Consider the following 18,970-nt stretch of genomic DNA (forward strand, 5'->3'; position numbering starts at 1 on the left):
CAATACGAACACACTGCACACCTACCCACACCGTAAGCTGTCAAATCGCATCCAAGTGCGACCCCTTTTCGCGTCCAAGAATGACCCCTCTGACGGAGCCAAGACCGGCGTCGCGGAGCCCCACGTAGCGGAGGAGAGCCGGTCTTGGCGGGCCGCGAGTGGCGAGCAGGAGGTTATGCGCGGTTCTTGAAGCGCCAGCTGTCGTTGCCAGTCTCGATGATGTCGCAGTGGTGGGTCAGCCGATCGAGCATGGCGGTTGTCATTTTCGCGTCGCCGAACACTTGCGGCCAATCGGCGAAGGCGAGGTTGGTGGTGATCAGCAGCGAGGTGTTTTCGTAGAGTTTGCTGATCAGGTGGAACAACAACTGGCCGCCAGGCTGGCTGAACGGCAGATAGCCGAGCTCGTCGATGACGATGAGATCGTAGCGCAACAGCTTCTCGGACAACCGGCCACTACGACCGGCGGCCTTCTCCTGCTCCAGTTGATTGACGAGGTCGACCAGATTGAAGAAGCGTCCTCTGGCGCGGGCGCGAATGACCGCCGAGGCCACGGCGATGCATAGATGGGTTTTGCCAGTGCCGGTGCCGCCGATGAAGATTGCGTTGCGCTTGGCGTCGAGGAAGCCCCCGGAGGCGAGTTCACGCACCAGTCCTTCATCGACAGGCGTGTCCGCGAAGACGAACTTGTCGATGTCCTTGAGAACCGGGAACTTGGCTTCGCCGATACGATAGCTGATCGAGCGGGCTTGCCGGTGGGTGCGTTCGGCCTGGATCAGGCTGGCGATCAGCGGATAGATCTCATCGCGCCGCGCAAGACCCTTACCGACAATCTCATCGAAGCTGGCGCGCATGCCGTAAAGCTTGAGTTCGCTCATGGCCTCCAGAATCTCATGGCGTTCCATCAGGCGATCTTCCTTATGCTGTCGTAGCGGCCACAATCGGCCGCGGGTTCGATCTTCAGGCGCAGCGCGTCGGGCGTAATGATGCTGGGCGGCGGCGTGGGCTGCCGTCGGCGTGCCAGCACGGTCAGAATTACATCGCCACTAGCGAGGCCCGCTTCCAGCGCTTCGGCGCAGGCGCTTTCGACCGCGGCGAGCCCGTGATCGAGCACGGCGCCCAACACCTTGACGAACTGTCTGTCCCCGTCGGCGTGTTGCTTCAGTTTGGCGCGGACCTGGGTCAGGGCGGGTGGCAGAGCCCAATCCTTGAACGGCGCGCCGTTGCGCAAGGCACCGGGCTTCTTCATTAGTACCGGCAGATAATGCCAGGGATCGTAGATGATCTGGTCACGCCGGAAGTGGCGCGGATGGTCGGCGACCACCTCGTCGCCCAGCAAGACGACAATCCGTTCGGCATGGGAGCGCACCAGAACCATCCGGCCGGCGGCGCGCGCATCGACGCTGTAGCGATTGTGATCGGCCATGATCAGGCAAGTGGTGCTGGCCCTAACGGCCTTCTCGACGAACCCGTCGAAGGGGCCGCGAAGCTCCATCAGGCTCGCGCGTTCTTCCTGGAACACGTCCCAGATCGGCCGATCCTTGAACTCCGGATGCCTGGTTCGTTTGGCGTAGGCGATGCACTGATCTTCCAGCCACGCATTCAGCTCGGCGAGACTCTTGACCCGAGGCTTCGGCCGGAACATCTGGTCACGCAAGTTGCCAACCTGGTTCTCGACCTGACCTTTCTCCCATCCCGAGGCGGGTGTGCAGGCCACCGGGTCGATCAGATGGTGCGAGCACATTTGCAAAAAACGGCGGTTATACCGGCGCGCCTTGCCAACGAAGATCGCCTCGACCGCCGTCTTCATGTTGTCGTAGATGCCGCGCCGGCAAACCCCGCCATAGAACCGGAACGCCTTGTCATGCGCGTCGAACACCAACTCCTGAGTCTCGCGGAAGTAGACGCGCACAAACGGCATGCGGCTGTGCGACAGCTTCATGTGCGCCGCCTTGACCGTCAGCGGCAAGCCCTGGAGCGTGATCGTCTCGTGGCTCCAGTCAAACTGGTAGGCTTCCCCAGGCGCAAAGCTCATCGGCACATAGGCAAGAGCCGGGACCCGGGCGCGTTCGTCGCGCCAGGACTTGACGAAGCGATGCACGCTGTCGTGCGCGCCGTCATATCCGCGCCCACGTAATTCCTCAAACAGCCGCTGCGTCGAGCGGCGTTCCCGCTTCGGCAGATTAGCTTCGGTTCCAAGGATCTCCGTCAGAGCCTCGACCCAATCGCCAAGCTTAGGCGTCGGCTGAACGCCCCGCGCGTATTTGAACTCGGTCTTGTGGCCCCGAATGACCTTGCGCACCGTCGCGCGCGATACCAAAAGCGTGCGCACTATCTCCTTGATGGAGCGGTCCTGCTCGAAATAGGCGCGCCGTATCTCGCCGATCTTGTCCACGCCAATCATTGCGCGGCGGCGATCAGGGTGAGACGCCAGCGACAATCAAGGTGAGACTGCGCCGATGGGGACGGACCGAAGGGAGGGCGCAGCCCGACCGGAGGACCGTCCCCATCGGCGTCGCGCGTTTTTGGACCCGTCTGGCGGCCGGGTGCGGCTGGTGCAAGCTGTTGATTCGTCTCGACAAGAGGGAATCGATGCCTTGCCTGGCCTTGACATCACCGACCACCAGATGAGGCTGTACATGACCTACCGATTGACACTGTCCCGCGAGGCCGCCGCGGCCAAGGCGGGGTTCTCGAAGGCAAGCGCGTATCGAATCGAGGGCGATTGTCGCCCGCCCTCACAGAAGAAGACGCCGAGGGGCCGGCGCCGGGCCGATCCGCTCGGGCCCTATTGGGACGCCGAGATCGTTCCGATCCTGAAGGCTGCGCCCGGCATCCGCGTGATCGGCGTGCTGGACGAGCTGCGCCGACGGCATCACGAGTTGAACCCGAACATCCGCCGCACGCTGGAGCGGCGCATCAACGCCTGGCGGGCGCTCAACGGCCCAGAACAAGACGTGATCTTCCGCCAGCAGCACGAGCCCGGTCGCCTGGGTCTGTCCGACTTCACCGACGTGAGCGCGCTCGGTATTACCATCGCGGGTGAGCCGCTCGATCACCGGCTCTATCACTTCCGGTTGGCGTTCTCCGGCTTCGAGCATGCCCATGTCGTGCTCGGCGGCGAAAGCTTCGTCGCCCTGGCGGAGGGCTTGCAGAACGCGCTGTGGGCGCTTGGCGGCGTGCCGCGGGAGCATCGCAGCGACAGCCTGTCGGCAGCGTTCCGCAATCTGGCCGCCGACGCACGGGAGGATCTGACGCAGCGCTACGCCGGGCTGATGGGCCACTATGGCATGGCGCCAACGCGCAACAATGCGGGCATCGCACATGAGAACGGCTCGATCGAGAGCGCGCACGGCCATCTCAAGCGGGCACTGGAAGATGCGCTGTTGCTGCGAGGGACGCGCGACTTCGCCAGTCTCGATGCCTACCGTGCTTTTGTCGACGAGATTGTCGGCCGGCGCAACGCCAACGTCGCCAAGCCGATCGCGCTCGAGAAGGAGGCCTTGGCGCCGCTGCCAAAAGGCCGCACGACCGACTTTGAGGAGAAAGTGATCCCGGTGACGTCGTCAGGCGGCTTCATCCTGCGGCGCGTGTTCTACACCGTGCCTTCAAGATTGATCGGCCATCGCCTGCGCGTGCGCATCTTCGACGACCGGCTCGAATGCTTCGTTGGTGTCACGCCGGTCGTGACGCTGCGGCGCGGTCGGCCTGTGTCCGAGCGCCAGGGCGGTCATGTTGTGGATTACCGGCACGTCATCCATGCCCTGCGGCGCAAGCCAATGGCGCTCCTCAATCTCGTTTATCGCGACCAACTCTTCCCGCGTGCAGCTTACAAACGTCTGTTCGAGACCTTGCGGGAGCATGGTGATGACCGGCGCGCTTGCAAGGTGACGGTCGAGCTTCTGGCGCTGGCTCACGAGCGCGCCTGCGAAGCAGAACTCGCCGAGGTGATCGCGATGGATCTGGACGCCGGACAGTTACCCGATCTTGCCGCGCTGCGCGACCGCTTCCGACCTGAGGCGGCCTCGATCCCGCGAGTCGCCGTCAAGCTGGCGCCGCTCGACGTCTACGATGAACTCGCCTGCGTCAGCGTCATGTCAGGCCGCTCGAACCTGGGAGAGGCTGCATGACTGGTATCGCTACCTCCGTCGATACTGCCCGTGTCGAGCTGCTTCTCAATGAGCTCCGCCTGCCGGGCGTCAAGGCGATCTGGCCGAAGCTCGCTGCACAGTCGGACAAGGAAGGGTGGCCTGCCGCCCGCTTCCTCGCCGCCCTTGCCGAGCACGAGGCGGCCGATCGCACCCGCCGTCGGATCGAGCGACACATGGTGTAAGCGCGTTTGCCCGCCGGCAAGACGCTCGCCACCTTCGACTTCGAAAGTGTGCCGATGCTATCAAAGGCACAGGCGATGGCGCTCGCCGCTGGCGACGCCTGGTTGAAGGCCGGCGCCAATTTGCTCTTGTTCGGTCCACCGGGCGGCGGCAAGACCCATCTCGGCACGGCGATCGGCCTGGCTCTCGTCGAGAACGGTTGGCGCGTTCTCTTCGCGCGCACCACTGATCTGGTGCAACGGCTGCAGGTCGCGCGGCGCGAGCTGGCGCTGGAGTCCGCGATCGCCAAACTCGATCGCTATGACCTCCTGATCCTCGACGACATCACATATGTGAGCAAGGATCAGGCGGAAACCAGTGTGCTGTTCGAGTTGATCGCCGCCCGCTACGAACGACGCTCGCTGCTGATCACGGCCAATCAGCCATTTGGCGAATGGGGGCGTATCTTCCCGGACCAGGCAATGACGTTGGCTGCCATCGATCGTTTGGTCCACCACGCCACGATCCTCGAGATGAACGTCGAAAGTTACCGTCGAAAAGTTGCCCTCGATCGCAAGCGCGGTCCAGGCCGGCCGCCCGTTCATACGACCCCCAACGAACTCGACAAGGCAACGATTGACGCTGGCAATCCTGCGTGATTGTCGCGCAGCGTCAATCAAGCCTTGCCAAACCCGCGGCCAGCGTCAATGATCCGCCCACTCGGCTGCCTTGTCTCATCTTGATTGACGCGCCACTCTCATCCTGATTGATGTGGTGGAACGGCCCGCTCCGACAGCATCATCGTGCTAAAACGTGGTCGTTGTTCGAACGCCACAAGGAGGGACCGTTCCATGAAGCAGGTTAGCACCATCGGGTTGGATTTGGCGAAGCACATTTTTCAAGTTCACGGCGCGGGTGCCGATGGCTCGCCGGTGTTCAACCGGAGACTACGGCGCAGCGAGGTCCTGCATTTCTTCTCGAAGCAGCCGGCCTGCCTTGTCGGAATAGAAGCCTGTGGCAGCGCTCACTATTGGGCACGCGAGATTGCAACTCTCGGCCATGAAGTGCGGCTGATCCCACCAGCTTACGTCAAGCCGTTTGTGAAGCGTGGAAAAACGGATGCGGCGGATGCCGAGGCCATCAGCGAAGCCGTGACTCGCAAGACCACGCGCTTCGTTCCGATCAAAACGGCCGAGCAACAAGCCGGAACGATGGTCCTGAAGAGTCGCGCACTTCTGGTGAAACAGCAAACGCAGACGATCAACGCCCTGCGCTCGCATCTGGCTGAGTTGGGCATCATTGCCGCCGCCGGCCGGACAAAGGTCGAGGCGTTGGTTGCAATCGTACGGGATGTAGCAGATATCCGCTTGCCTGCGGCAGCGCGCTTCGCGCTGACGGCAGTTGCCGATCAGATCGAGGCTCAGGCGGACCAGATTGACAAGCTCGAGCGAGCCATTGTTGCTGCGGCAAGGACCGACAAGGACATGCGCCGACTGACTACCATCCCCGGCATTGGAGCCATTACAGCGGCGACCATCAAGGCGCTGGTGCCAGATCCCGGCGGCTTCAAATCCGCTCGTCACTTTGCTGCCTGGCTGGGACTGACGCCGCGACAGCATTCGAGTGGGGGCAAGGAGCGGATGGGGCGAATCTCGAAGATGGGAAACCCCGAACTTCGGAGCCTCCTCGTTCTTGGGGCGACATCCGTCCTGCGAATTGCCCGGAAGGCTGATCGGGCGCCGCCATGGTTGAAGTCGCTGCTCGCCAGACGTCCGTACAAGGTGGCAGCGGTCGCACTGGCCAACAAGACAGCGCGAATTGCCTGGGCGCTCTTGAACAGGGGTGGGATTTATCGGCATCCGGAGACGCTAGCGACGACTACGCCTGCCGCTTGATAATACAGCAGTTGTCAAAGAGATCTGACCGGCGCGGGCCGGCAGAGGGCAAGGAGCAATAACAGGCGATGAACCCACGGGACGAAATCCCGACACGAGTGAGGCTGGCGCGACAATGCGCTTCAAGCGCGTCTGATTGATTTAGCCCCTTGTGTCGCGGACTTCATCGAGGCCAGCGGTCATGCGCCGCGCTTTACAGGCCGTATACATGACCGCACCGCTCCCATGTGTGAAGTCGACTGAGAAAGCTCTTGCGCCCGCGGGCCGTTCCATACATGTCGCGCTATAGTGCTGCCGATCACGCCGGCATTCTGCTTCGCCCATGCGCGGCGGGGCTTCTTCGAGCTGGCCGACATCGAGAAGAATGCCAGGGAGGGCCGCCGGGGCAAACCGGTCTCCCCGATCGCGCTGGAGGCAGTCAGGCGTCTGGATGCGCTGTTCGAGATCGAGCGCGCCATCAACGGCAGCAGCGTCGACAAGCGCCGTGCTGTGCGCCAGGTGCAGAGCAAGCCGATTCTCGACGACATGCACGCCTGGTTGTTGTGTGAGCGCGAAACCCTCTCGCGCTCCTCCGAGGTTCTGAAGCCCATGAACTACATGCTCAGGCGCTGGGACGACTTCGCCCGCTTCCTCGACGATGGCCGGATCTGCCTGACCAACAATTGTGCTGAGCGCGCATTGAGAGGCATCGCCTTGGGAAGGCGCAACTGGACCTTCGCCGGCAGCCAGCGTGGTGCCGACCGTGCCGCAATCATGCTGACGATGATCACGACCTGTCGTCTCAACGACGTCGATCCCAAGGCCTGGCTCGCCGACGTCCTCGCCCGCATCGCCGATCTTCCCGCTTCGCGCCTGCACGAACTGCTGCCCTGGGAATGGAAGCTTCTGCGCCAAACCCGCAAGCCCGACGATCAGCAAGCCGCCTGATCTTCACCAAACGCTATCTTACAGATCGCCACGCCCGCGCGCATGCGTCAATCAGGCGGCCTTCGTCGTATGCGTACGATCTAACGACTGCACGAGGAGTTTAAGCGGCGGATCAAGATCCAGACCGTGCTGCTGTCCGCGGACACCGCTGCCATTCTGTTCTGGGCGCTGCTCGCCTCCGGCCGAATCAACCTGTGCAAGATCGATGGCTGGCAGACGCTCGCCGCCAAACCTATCGATCAGCCAATTGACCAGCCCGAACAGATGCCTTCATGTACCCGGAGATCGCGCCACTGCGAATTCCAACCACCTTCCGGACGGTACCCGGATTGACGTGGTCTCGGCGATGGTTGGAAATCCGGTCGTCGCTTGACTCAGTGATTCTGACCACCGCCTCGGCAATCAACGGCTCTCTATCATCTCTGCGTGTGGCAGAGCTGACTTCTGATGTCTCAGGAGGAGACTGAAAGCCGGCACGCTCAAGGACGATCTTTACTCCGTATGCCAACGCCGAGCCGAATTTAGATGGTAGGCCGGACTCTAACTCCATCTGGAGGAAATACGCAGGGGCAGGTCAGAGGCAACCAAGGGGCCGCGTTGCTGCAAACGATCCGAAAAGACCTCCCGTTCGGGCCGACGATCACCTCATCGACGGTCCCAAGTAGTCACTTCGAGAGCACGGACCAATGGTTGACGTCAAAGCTTAGTCCGCCGGGGGACGAGGTGATCTCAACGCCGTATTGGACGCTGCCGACGGTTATGTCCCCAAAATATCCTTTCGACTTTATCCATTGCAGGATACTCTTGATATCCACGGTCTCGCTGTTGGTCTTGGAAGTGCGCAGGAACGAGATAACCTTGTGTTTGTTCCAGCCTTCAAACACGTTCCAAGTCGCTCCGCCCACACTGACGCTTGTGTAGACTGGGATCGCGGCAGTCCCTGACGAATTATACTTGTAAGAAATGGGTTTAACATCGCCGCTTCCATCGGGATTCCCGGTGTAATTGGTCCAAAGCATTATTTCGTAGGCATTTGAGCTGTCCCAGATATCGTAGGCGAAGTTCCAGCGGCCGCCAGTCGGGACGCTCTGATTGAAGCTTGAACTCAGGTTGTTGATCGCGCTCAGCGGTTTTCCAACATTGAAAGCCTCGTGGGGATAGCTCTTGATGCCGCCGGTATCAGGTTGGTTCGACCACAAGCTCCATTGATTGACCGAATGCACCGAGATCGTTTGAGGTCCAGCACCTTGACCATACACGTCGTTGTTCCAGGAATAGCCATTAAGGGAAAAATTGCCGTATTGATCGCTCGAACTCCAGATCGGCGCTTTCGCAGATGCTGGGAATAACGCAATCATTGCCGCAAAAGGCAGCGCAAGTACTTTCATCTTCGACAACTTAAACATTCTAATCTCCACCTGAGACCCGCCCGCCAGCGAACCAAAAGTAAGCAAAAGTGATGCCAATCCCAGTGAGGTGGTCCCGGTCGTCTGAGCAGATTTTCCGCGTCGATAAGTAGAGCCTTTGCCAAGGCTAGGACGTCCAGCGCTGCGACCCTGGCGTATCGACCGTTGCACGCGCTTGCGATTGACCTGAAGCGCCTCAGCTTTCAGCATTGCAGTCATTCGTTGCGAGGCCAGGAACGACCAGCCGGTGAACAACTCGTCGATCCGCCGCATCAGGGCAAGGTCGTTGTCGCTGCCATAACATTGAGAGGCTGCGTTGATGCCTGCTCGGGCACGGCTTCCAGCGCGTTCTTTACCTTCAGTGCCGCGTCGATCTCCTGTCGACTGACAGACTGTCTGAGTTGAAACCAATGTCGGCACCTCGACACGGCGCGCCACTACGAAATGCCTTCAGAGGCTGCGAATTCAGTTCGGCACGCGGCTTGCTCCGTTCACAACACTCACCGATAACAGTGCGGTGATCTTCGGGGTGAACTCGTCGCGCGCTAGCGTCTAGCCTGCCCCGACGGTGTGCTGTGCTGCGATAGGTATCGGCCGATCGAGGCACGAGCTTCGCTGACGTTCTCGTAGGCCCGCAGATAAACCTCCTCGTATTTGACGCTGGGCCACAGCCGCTCGACGAACACGTTGTCCCGCCAGGCGCCCCGGCCGTCCATACTGATGGCGATGCCGTTGTCGGTGAGCACGCCGGTGAGCGCCGCGCCGGTGAACTGCGAGAGAAGATCTCCGGTTTGCCGTGACGGGCCAGGGCATCTTCGAGTGTCGCGACGCAGAATGCAGCCTCCATGGTGATCGACAGCCGCCACGACAGAACCCGGCGGGTCGCCAGTCCAGCACCACGGGCAGATAGACGAAGCCTCGCGCCATCGGGATGTAGGTGATGTCCATCGCCCAGCCCTGGTTCGGACGCGTGATCTCGATACCGCGCAGCAGATACGGATAGATCTTGTGGCCGGGCTCGGGTTGGGTGGTGCGCGGACGGCGGTAGAGCGCCTCTATCCCCATCCGCCGCATTAGCGTTCTGACATGCCGGCGGCCGATCTTGCATCGGTAGCCAGCAGGCCTAGAGCTGGCTCCGCAAATTCGGACAGTAGCTTGAGTGGATTTTCTGCCTGACAGCGGCGAGGATTCTTGCCGCGAATCAGGAGCGAAGATGACGAAGAAGAGCCGCCGGATGCATTCTCCGGCATTCAAGGCGAAGGTTGCTTTGGCTGCGGTCAAAGGCGACAAGACGCTGGCGGAGCTGGCGCAACTGTTTGATGTTCATCCGAACCAGATCACGATCTGGAAAAACCAGCTCCTGGAAGGCGCCGCCGGCGTGTTTGGGCATGACAAGGCGTCGGCCGAGACGCCGGTCGATTTGAAGGCGTTACATGCCAAGATCGGCGAGCTGGCGTTGGAAAACGATTTTTTGTCCGGCGCGCTCACCAAGGCGGGCCTGCTGAGCGCAAAGCGATGATCGACCGCGGTCATGATCTTTCTATCGTGCGCCAGGCGAAGGTCCTGAAGCTGGCTCGCAGCACGGTCTACTATGAACCTCGGCCAGTTTCGGCCGAGGACCTTGCCTTGATGCGTCGGCTCGATGAGCTGCATCTCGATTATCCCTTCGCGGGAGCGCGTATGCAGCGATCGTTGCTGCGGCGGGAGGGCGTATACGCCGGTCGCCGCCACATCGCGACGCTGATGAAGCGCATGGGGATCGAGCCGGTCTATCGTCGCCCGAACACGAGTAAGCCGGCACCGGGTCACAAGATCTACCCGTACCTGTTGCGCGGATTGAAGATCGAGCGGCCCGACCAGGCGTGGGCAATGGACATCACCTACATTCCGATGCGGCGTGGCTTCGTCTATCTCGCGGCGGTCGTCGATGTGTTCAGCCGACGGGTCCTGGCCCATCGCGTCTCGATCACAATGGAGGCGGCCTTCTGCGTCGAAGCGGTCCAGGAGGCGTTGGCGAAGCACGGCAGGCCCGAGATTTTCAACACGGACCAGGGCAGCCAGTTCACCAACCTCGAGTTCACCGATGTGCTGCTGGACGCGAAGATCGCCATCAGCATGGACGGCAAGGGCGCCTGGCGCGACAACGTGTTTGTCGAGCGGCTCTGGCGCACGGTCAAATACGAAGAAGTTTATCTCCGCGCCTACGACAGCGTGTCCGAGGCGCGAGCGTCAATTGCCAAGTATCTGGCCTTCTACAATCAGGGACGCCCTCACTCGAGCCTTGACGGGCGCACGCCCGACGAGGCTTACTTCGGCACGCAAGCTATGGTGATGGCCGCATGACCGTCGCCGACGATTTTGTCGTCGCTCTGGTCGGGCTACGCCCTCCCGACGCAACGACAAAATCGTAAGGCCCCGCGTTCAGCATAACCCGGCAGGAATCCACTTAAATCCCGCGGGGCGCTGTCCAAACAACCGGCGCCAGCTCTCCTCGCAGCATTCGCGAACCGGCGAAGGGAAACTACAGATGCAGCCGGTCGAGCCGTTGCATCAGCGCGAGGTCTTTGGGCGGCACTGGACGGGGCAGATAGTAGACGCTGCCGCGGCTGATGTTCGGAGCTTCCGCCTGCTTGGGGATCGGCAGATCGTGTGCACGGTCGATCATCGCTTTGCGCTCAGCAATCCCGCCTTGGTGAGCGCTCCTTCTAAAAAAACTATGCGCGGCGCTGCGCTCCCCCTGTGGGATAGAAACGGGCCGGCGCTAGATTGCCGACCGGAAGGGAGCGGCCGATACGATTTTGGTGGCACGTTACCCCGCTAAAAAACCTGGCCATGGGTTGTTGCGCACTTGAGAGTGGTGACGCCATCCGGTGATCCCGTTTAAGAATCTGACCAATAGCGCGACCCAGCCCTTCCACCGCGGTCAGCAGGAGGACTGGATATGAACCCCAAAAGATCGAAGTCGAGGAACGGTGGTAAGATGCCGATGGTGCACCCGAACGCGCGTGCCATCGACGTCGGAGCGACTATGCACATGGCTGCTGTGAGGGCAGATCGCGCACCGGAGCCAGTCCGCAGCTTCGGTACCTTCACGACCGATCTGCATCGGCTGGTCGACTGGTTTACTCAATGCGGCGTCGAGACCGTCGTCATGGAGTCGACCAGCGTCTACTGGATTCCCATTTTCGAGCTTCTCGATCCCTGGGGATTTAGCGTGTTTCTTGTCAACGCGCGATGCCAAGCCCCTGCCGGGGCGCACGACCGATGTCAGCGATGCGCAATGGCTGCAGCGGCTCCATTCATTTTGGTTCCTGCGGGCCAGCTTTCGGCCCAAAGGGAAGATTGCCGAGCTACGAGCCTACGTGCGTCAGCGCGAGCGTCTGCTGGAGTACGTGGCCTCACACATCCAGCATATGCAGAAGGCCTTGACGGAGATGAATCTTCAGCTGCACTACGTTGTCGCCGACATCACCGGCGCGACCGGCCTGCGTGTCATACGCGCGGTCCTTGCAGGCGAGCGCGATCCGGAGGCGCTGGCGTGCTTGCGCCATTACAGTTGCCACTCCAGCGCCGAGACGATCGCGAAGGCGCTCACCGGAAGCTATCGCGCCGAGCATCTGTTTGCGCTCGAGCAAGCACTTGCGCTTTACGACGCCTACCGCGAGAAGGCATCTGCCTGCGACGCCCGGATCGAAGCCGTGTTGAAGAAACGGAGCATCCATCGCGGTCATGGCCATGGATCAGCGCCGCGGGCCTCGCGGCGTCGAACATCACCACGATCGACGGCTTCGGTTCTTACCTCTCGCTGAAGCTGATCGCTGAATGCGGCGACGACCTCTCCCCGTGGCCAAGTCCAAAGCATTTTACCTCCTCGCTGGGACTGGCGCCGAGTAACACTTATCGCACTGTTCAGGTTTGCGGACCAGCTCAGCTGCCCATGCCGGCAGATGCGGAGCAGGCGATTAAATGTGCTCCAACGCACCTCCGTTGAGGGAAGATCAACGCCAACTCTGAGCAGTGGGCATTAGCACCAAGTACACTCTACGCTCCGCTTGTGCATTGAGGTCACCTGTTCAACCGCGACGACGTCTGATCAGCCCACCCGGGCGGCTCAGTTCATGGATCACCCATGCAAAAACTTTGAAACCAATGAACAGCCGACACATTGAAGATGAGTACGACCGCGAGGAAGCCAAGGCGACTGCAGTGGCACTTGACCTCACGCCCGATGAGCTAAATGAAATCGAGTACGTGATACACGAGATCGCCAACGACGACGGACTGGTTTACGGATACGGCGTAGAGATCAAAAAGGAGCACCGCAGCACATCCTCGACAAGGTTCCGCGGCTGCCCAGGCGCGGCAACTTAGTGCTGATCCATTTGCGCGGATACGCCCACGACGCAGACCAAGATCAAATGGAAAAAGAGATGGCGAGAATTGCCGATCACAAAGGGAAGCTCTACAACGTTGCTACGGATGAAGTGGTTACTTCTCGACGCATGGCCACCCACGAGGGGGCGGCCAAGATGGGGTGTGGACGGTTGAAGGCGCACCGGCGTTGTAGTGACCTAACCGATCTTAGGGCCCGGAGAGGAATAAACGGCGCGCGACTTCGACCCTGCCGGATATGAGGGTACTCAGGACTGAACGTCCGCGCCGCGAGTCCGATGCGGGCGACCCTTCCCATGTCGTCCTAGGAGCTTGTCTGGATAGTCGCTGTTCAAATCTGGTCGGGTCTGATTCAACATTGGGCGATGAGCAAGTATTTTCGGCCTTGGAACATCGATCAGACGCTGCTTCTGCCGCCGAATGTGCAGGACTTCGTGCCGAAAGGCCATGTCTCGCGGTTTATGGTTGATCTGGTGCGGGAGAGCCTCGATCTCAGGGAGATCATGGGCAGCTATGTGAGCGGGCTTGGGCAGCCGCCGTTTGATCCGCGGATGATGGTGGCGCTGCTGCTGCATAGCTATGCGAGTGGGCTGTATTCGTCGCGTCGGATTGCCAAGGCCTGCCGGGAGCGGAACGATTTTGTGATGATCGTGGCGCTGGATGCGCCGGATTTTCGGACGATCAGCGACTTTCGCAAGCGACATTTGAAGGCGCTCGGCGCGCTATTCGTGCAGGTTCTGAAGTTGTGCGAGACGGCCGGGCTGGTCAAGCTCGGTCATGTCGCGCTGGATGGTACGAAGATCAAGGCGAACGCGTCGAAACACAAGGCGATGAGTTATGAGCGCATGAAGAAGCGCGAGGCGGAATTGAAGGCCGAGGTCGCTCGCATGCTGGCGGCCGCCGAGGCGGCGGATGCCTCGGAGGATGAGACTTTCGGCAACAGCGACGAACTGCCGGACTGGACCGTCGACAAGCAGAAACGGCTGGCGAAGATCCAGCAAGCGATGGCGGCGCTGGAAGCGGACGCCAAACTGGCGGCGGAGGAAGAGCGCCGCATCGAGGCCGAAAAGGAACAGCAGCGCCAGGCCGAAGGCCGCAAGAAGCCGGGCAAACCGGCGGCGCTGCCATCGGAGGAACCCAATCCCAAGGCGCAACGCAACTTCACCGATCCGGAAAGCCGCATCATGAAGTCGAAGGATGGCTTCGTTCAGGCCTATAATGCCCAGGCGGCCGTCGATGCACATGCCCAGATCATTGTCGCGCAAGAACTGACCCAGCACGGCAGCGATCAGGGCCAGTTGGTGCCCCTGATCGAGGCCATCGAGAGCAATCTTGGCCGCAAGCCGCGGCAGGCCTCAGCGGATTCCGGCTACTGCAGCGAAGCCAATCTCGAAGCGCTCGACACACGCAGCATCGATGGCTATGTCGCGCCCGGACGCGCCAAGCACCCGACAGTAGCGAACGGAAAAGTCGGCGGCCCGCTGACACAGGCCATGCGAAAGAAGATCGACGATGGCGGCTTCGAAACACCCTACCGATTGCGAAAGCAAGTGGTGGAGCCGGTGTTCGGGCAGATCAAACAGGCAAGAGGCTTCCGCCAGTTCCTGTTGCGGGGCATCGAGAAAGTGCGCGCCGAGTGGACAATGATCTGCACCGTCCATAACCTCCTCAAGCTGTTCAACCTCGCAAACGCAGCCTGAGCCTGCTACTCTACAACAAATGCCCGTCACGAAAACATATCTGGACGGGCTCCTAGACGGTTGCAAACGGACGCGCGGGAGAGAGCCGGATTTCGTGTAGCTTTCAATGAAGGCATTCTGCATCGGTTTGCCGGGTGCGATGTAATGCCAGACGACGCGGCTCTGAACGACCCCATGTCAGGATGGCGTTGTGCCCGCGATCCGTTGTTTGCAATGCTGAAGCGCCACTTTGCAGCGGAAGGCGACCAGTGTGACACTTGTCCGGTGTCTTACAGGCGCGCCGCCTCTGTCAGCTTTCGGGCACACGCCATCGTCGCTCGAAAAACCACTTCCCACAATCTCATCAGTAGCTTGAATTAAGGATCGTCTGGCATGCTTGTTGCTACTAAAGTGGACGTTTCTGCAGACGCCAGGAAACTATCTAGGTCGGAGAACGCCTCGCGCCTCGTGAAAGGCTGCACAGGCCGAACGTCCCGGCGGGAGCCCATGAGCATAGAAAGGCACTCGCTTGCCGATGGCGCAGGAGCATTATTCCGATGACGTCGCAACTTAATGTCAGTGAAGGTCCTAATGACAGTAAAGGCGTGGAGCTTGACATGACTGGGCTTTTGCTTCCAAGCCAATCCAAGAAGTTAATCAATCTGGATCGTCTCGACGCCGTCCTTGCGGCAGAGGGCATTGACGCTCTGGTGGCGAGTTCGCCGGAGAACGTGACCTACGCAAGTGGGTACTGGGCACTATCACAATGGATCAGACGGGGGCCTCAGACCTACGTCGTTATCCCCCGAAAAGGCCCCGAGCGATCTACCGTGGTGGCCTCAACTGCTCTGCTGGACCTGCTTGCCGACCAGAATGTCTGGGTACCCAATATCCGCAGGTTCGGCTACTTTGAGATGTATCGTACAGAGAAATTGCACAGCGGTGTTGACGAGAAACTTTTGCACCTCTTGGGCCTGCCCGACGATGGGACGCCGGTCAAGGCGCTCGTCAAGGCGATGACCGACGCGGGCGCTGACAGGGGACGTATTGCAATTGACGAGCTCGGGCTCATGCCGGGCAATTGGGAAAGCCTGCAAGAGCTCCTGCCGAATGCGACACTCATCCCAGGTTCTGGCCTGTTCCGAAGAGTTCGCGCCGTCAAAACAGCTGAGGAAATTGACCGATTGCGATACGTCGCGCAAGTCGCCGAGCGCTCGATCCAAGCCGCGGTGGCGGAAGCGCGAGCTGGTATCACGGAAATCGAGATGGGGCGTTCGTTTCACCGGAAGACGGTCGAAAGCGATTGCGAGCCAGTGCTCGGCTGCATCGGCTTCGGTACGCGCAGTGCCATGCCCAACGTACAACCATCTGAGGCTCGCTTGGTCGAGGGTGACATCATCCGATTCGACGTCGGCGGGCGCTTCAAGCATTACCGCGCCGATATTGCGCGGGTCGCCGTGTTCGGGGAACCGTCGGCAAAGATGAAATCATATCATCGCGCGCTACATCGCGGCGTTCAGGCTGCACTCGAAATGATTCAACCAGGTGTTAAGGCCGCAGACGTCTTCGCGCGAGCCGTCGACGTCACGCGGAAAGAAGGCATCAATCACTTTGCACGTTCGCATGTTGGACATGGCATCGGGATCGATGGCTACGATCTGCCCGATCTTACGCCGACCAGTACAGACATCATTGAGAAGGGGATGGTAATCTGTGTAGAGACACCATATTACGAAACAGGCTGGGGTGGCCTGCAGGTCGAAGACGCGGTCGTCGTTCGCGAAGACGGAATCGAAACGTTCATGACCACTGATGGCAACTTGATTCTATCAAATTAAGGTCGAGCCGAACTCGATCCCGAATAGCTGCGTTCTTGATGTTCGTTGGCTTGCGTCGCCACGATGATGGCCTGCTGCGCGGAGTTCAGGTCAGGACCGCGAGCAGCTGCCGCAGACAAGTGTTATTCCGAACGTCTACGAAGGACAGTTGTGGCCTGTTCACGCTCACAGCCGAAATGGTTCTCATGATCCTGATCGCGCAACTGCGAAGTCATTGCATTATGGCCCGGCTCTGGCTAGCCTACTTTGGACGGCTTCCGCAGCATCACCTTCAATCCGAGGCCAGGACTGCCCAAATGGTCCGGTAGCAACTCGCGTATCCCCAAGTCTGGTAGGTGTCATCGGAGCCGACTTTTGCAATCATGAATGCTAGGCTGGGAGTAGGTGTTACCGGCTAGGCATTATTGGATGGGGATCGTCGTGAGTTTAACCCAGTCGGCGAACTCGCGGCGAGGCTCGACGCAAGTCGGTGTTGGCCGAGCAATCGGCCATCATGGTGAGTTGTTGCAGGGAGTGTTTGAAGGAGAGGACGGGCGTCTTCATCGCGGTCTGATCACCTTGCCATTTCCAGCTCGGCACTCGGTCGCTACGTTTTGGCCGCAGAGTACCGAGGGGATAAGGACGAGTCCGCCTGGTCGCAGTAAGGCCGCGCGGGCGATAGCCCTGACTTTCGAGCATCTCGGCTATGATCAATTTGGCGGAGATCTCACGATCCAAAGCAATATTCCGGCGGGTCATGGCTACGGCTCTTCGACCGCCGATGTCGTTGCGGCGATCCGCGCAGCGGCAGTCTCGGCGGGGGCGGCACTTTCCCGCGCGACGGTATCGCGTCTTGCGGTGGCGGCTGAAGGTGCCAGCGATCCTGCCGCATACGATGGCCAATCGGTCTTATATGCTCAGCGCGAAGGCATGGTCATCGAGCTTTTCGCCGACGAGTATCCGGATTTCATGGTGGTGGGCTTCAGGCATCCGAACGACCAGCCAGTCGACACGTTGCAACTGCCGCCGGCGCGTTACGATGCACGGGAGATTGAGCAATTTCGGTGTTTGCGAGGCTTGGCCGCCCAGGCGATTATGCGACAGGATGCTCGGCTGCTCGGGCGAATGGCGACCGCGAGTTCTCGGATTAACCAGCGTTATCTCTCGAAGTCCCATTTTGAAGACTTGCTGCATTTGACGGCACAGGTCGGCGCTTGCGGGCTTCAAGTAGCCCACAGTGGCAGCCTAATGGGTATCCTTTTCCCAGCGGAAGAAGCTGACGTCACTCAACGTACCGCCGCTTTAGCCGAGCGCCTCTATTGTTCCGGATTTGAGGACATCATGGTCTTTGCGGCGCGCGGCTATGGAGCCGCCTGCTCATGAACACCGCCGGCACGTTCCTTGCCGCTTATGAAACGCCGCGACCAGCGCGTCTTGCTCCTAACCTCTTCGCTGCCTGCTTTCCGTTGATGAAACTAATTCCGGCCCGCTTCATGATTGCCCGTGCGCGGGCCTCTGGGCGCCTTGCGCCAGGTGGTCACATCGTCGAAACGACATCCGGCACTTTCGGCCTAGCCCTCGCCATGGTCGCGGCGGCACACGACTATCGTTTGACCATAATCAGCGCCAAAACACTGGTCGATCGAACGCTCCGCTGCCGACTGAAACTACTCGGGGCGCGCCTCGATATTGTGGACGATCCTGAAGGTTCGGGGGCTCAGAGCCGCCGTCTGGAACGGCTGCAGGCGATCCGCACGGAACATGCGGGAACCTTTTGGCCTGGGCAGTATGATAATCCGGAGAGTTGCCTTGCCTACGGCAGGCTTGCGGAATGGTTCGTGCGTCAGGTCGGCCACGTGGATTGTCTGGTCGGCTGCGCCGGATCTGGAGGGTCTCTCTGCGGCACGGCGGCTATCCTGCGCCAGGTCTTTCCCGAACTTGTAGTCATCGCTGTTGACACCCCTCGCAGTGTGCTATTCGGCCACACGCCCGGCCGGCGGCTGTTGCGCGGGCTCGGCAACTCGATTTTGCCCCGCAATCTGGATCACCAGCTAGTCGATGAGGTCCATTGGGTTGGCGCTCTGCCAGCTTTCGCTGCCACCCATCAGCTTTCTCGGGATCACGCGCTTTTTATGGGCCCGACGAGCGGGGCAGCCGCCTTGGTGGGGCAATGGTATGCACGTCGCCATCCCAGAGCGATAACGGTTGTCATCTTGCCCGATGAGGGTTTTCGATATCAAGAGACGGCGTTCAACAACGACTGGCTCGCCACTCTGGAGGGTTGGCCGATCACCATTGCCGATGCACCGGAGACCCTTGCGAAGATTGCGCCAGGTGGAGAGGAGTCGTGGACACGCATGATCTGGGGACGGCGGGTCTTGCAAGAGGTGCCGAGTGCAGACGATGCCCTCGCAAATCGCGAATGTCGCCCCACTGCCATTTGCTAGACCAAGGACAAGGCCGCGAATGGCCATGGCCTCCGCGAGGAGTATTGGAAGATACATCGGCGCAGAATGCGTATAGCAAAGTCTGGTCTCGCGCATAAGC

11 protein-coding genes and 7 pseudogenes are annotated in these 18,970 nt (G+C 60.5%); 12 read left to right on the forward strand and 6 right to left on the reverse strand.

From position 1 onward, the window contains the following. Positions 1 to 173: 173 nt before the first annotated feature. Positions 174 to 902, reverse strand: a complete 729-nt coding sequence (gene istB / locus HAP48_RS04765) for an IS21-like element helper ATPase IstB (protein WP_166214527.1) — start codon at positions 900 to 902, stop codon at positions 174 to 176. Further along, positions 902 to 2,401 carry an IS21 family transposase gene (gene istA, locus HAP48_RS04770; RefSeq protein WP_166214526.1) on the reverse strand — a complete coding sequence of 500 codons (1,500 nt, stop codon included), beginning with the start codon at positions 2,399 to 2,401 and terminating at the stop codon, positions 902 to 904. The genes istB (HAP48_RS04765) and istA (HAP48_RS04770) overlap by 1 nt, the downstream gene beginning before the upstream one ends. Positions 2,402 to 2,594: 193 nt before the next feature. Here istA (HAP48_RS04770) and istA (HAP48_RS04775) point away from each other — a divergent pair, with 193 nt between their 5' ends. The 5 genes and pseudogenes from istA (HAP48_RS04775) to HAP48_RS04795 form a co-directional block, all read left to right on the forward strand. Continuing rightward, on the forward strand, positions 2,595 to 4,127 hold the full coding sequence (gene istA, locus HAP48_RS04775; RefSeq protein ID WP_420869852.1) for an IS21 family transposase: 1,533 nt from the start codon (positions 2,595 to 2,597) through the stop codon (positions 4,125 to 4,127). Beyond that, positions 4,124 to 4,966, forward strand: a pseudogene (gene istB / locus HAP48_RS04780) (IS21-like element helper ATPase IstB). The gene istA (HAP48_RS04775) and the pseudogene istB (HAP48_RS04780) overlap by 4 nt, the downstream one beginning before the upstream one ends. A gap of 192 nt (positions 4,967 to 5,158) precedes the next feature. After that, a complete protein-coding gene (locus HAP48_RS04785; RefSeq protein WP_029084756.1) occupies positions 5,159 to 6,202 on the forward strand; it encodes an IS110 family RNA-guided transposase in 1,044 nt (347 codons plus the stop codon). Positions 6,203 to 6,493: 291 nt separating this feature from the next. Beyond that, positions 6,494 to 7,129: pseudogene (tnpC, locus tag HAP48_RS04790) on the forward strand (IS66 family transposase); the annotation flags it as partial. An 84-nt stretch (positions 7,130 to 7,213) separates the two neighbouring features. Further along, a pseudogene (locus tag HAP48_RS04795) lies at positions 7,214 to 7,381 on the forward strand (IS256 family transposase); the annotation flags it as partial. A gap of 413 nt (positions 7,382 to 7,794) precedes the next feature. Here the strand turns inward: HAP48_RS04795 and HAP48_RS04800 are convergent. Both HAP48_RS04800 and HAP48_RS04805 read right to left on the reverse strand, forming a co-directional pair. Beyond that, complete coding sequence (locus HAP48_RS04800; protein ID WP_156929028.1) at positions 7,795 to 8,973, reverse strand: glycoside hydrolase family 12 protein; 1,179 nt, start codon at positions 8,971 to 8,973, stop codon at positions 7,795 to 7,797. A gap of 143 nt (positions 8,974 to 9,116) precedes the next feature. Continuing rightward, positions 9,117 to 9,636: pseudogene (locus HAP48_RS04805) on the reverse strand (DDE-type integrase/transposase/recombinase); the annotation flags it as partial. A 112-nt stretch (positions 9,637 to 9,748) separates the two neighbouring features. Between HAP48_RS04805 and HAP48_RS04810 the strand changes: the two are divergent. After that, a protein-coding gene (locus HAP48_RS04810) for an IS3 family transposase (protein ID WP_166214525.1) occupies positions 9,749 to 10,878 on the forward strand; the annotation gives its coding sequence in 2 pieces (ribosomal slippage) (positions 9,749 to 10,001 and positions 10,001 to 10,878; 1,131 coding nt in all). 181 nt (positions 10,879 to 11,059) lie between these two features. On the opposite strand, the pseudogene HAP48_RS04815 reads toward HAP48_RS04810, so the two are convergent. Beyond that, positions 11,060 to 11,248 (reverse strand): annotated as a pseudogene (locus HAP48_RS04815) (IS3 family transposase); the annotation flags it as partial. Between the two features lie 228 nt (positions 11,249 to 11,476). Between HAP48_RS04815 and HAP48_RS51045 the strand changes: the two are divergent. The 3 genes and pseudogenes from HAP48_RS51045 to HAP48_RS04835 form a co-directional block, all read left to right on the forward strand. Further along, a pseudogene (locus tag HAP48_RS51045) lies at positions 11,477 to 12,430 on the forward strand (IS110 family RNA-guided transposase); the annotation flags it as partial. Positions 12,431 to 12,684: 254 nt separating this feature from the next. Continuing rightward, entirely contained in the window at positions 12,685 to 12,906 is a 222-nt protein-coding gene (locus HAP48_RS04830) for a hypothetical protein (protein WP_029084754.1), read from the forward strand. Between the two features lie 386 nt (positions 12,907 to 13,292). Further along, positions 13,293 to 14,627: an IS1182 family transposase gene (locus tag HAP48_RS04835; protein WP_166202952.1), complete on the forward strand. Its 1,335-nt coding sequence runs from the start codon at positions 13,293 to 13,295 to the stop codon at positions 14,625 to 14,627. 96 nt (positions 14,628 to 14,723) lie between these two features. On the opposite strand, the pseudogene HAP48_RS50655 reads toward HAP48_RS04835, so the two are convergent. Further along, positions 14,724 to 14,832 (reverse strand): annotated as a pseudogene (locus HAP48_RS50655) (integrase core domain-containing protein); the annotation flags it as partial. 331 nt (positions 14,833 to 15,163) lie between these two features. On the opposite strand from HAP48_RS50655, the gene HAP48_RS04845 reads away from it, so the two are divergent. From HAP48_RS04845 to HAP48_RS04855, 3 genes are all read left to right on the forward strand, one after another. Next, positions 15,164 to 16,444, forward strand: coding sequence for a M24 family metallopeptidase (locus HAP48_RS04845; protein WP_224496907.1), 1,281 nt, complete (start codon positions 15,164 to 15,166; stop codon positions 16,442 to 16,444). A 408-nt stretch (positions 16,445 to 16,852) separates the two neighbouring features. Further along, positions 16,853 to 17,806 carry a GHMP family kinase ATP-binding protein gene (locus HAP48_RS04850; RefSeq protein WP_084518767.1) on the forward strand — a complete coding sequence of 318 codons (954 nt, stop codon included), beginning with the start codon at positions 16,853 to 16,855 and terminating at the stop codon, positions 17,804 to 17,806. Continuing rightward, entirely contained in the window at positions 17,803 to 18,870 is a 1,068-nt protein-coding gene (locus HAP48_RS04855; RefSeq protein ID WP_051346761.1) for a PLP-dependent cysteine synthase family protein, read from the forward strand. Before HAP48_RS04850 ends, HAP48_RS04855 begins: the two co-directional genes overlap by 4 nt. The last annotated feature ends 100 nt before the right edge of the window (positions 18,871 to 18,970 follow it).

Origin of the sequence: Bradyrhizobium septentrionale (assembly GCF_011516645.4) — a bacterium.
GTDB classification, from domain to species: Bacteria; Pseudomonadota; Alphaproteobacteria; order Rhizobiales; family Xanthobacteraceae; genus Bradyrhizobium; species Bradyrhizobium septentrionale.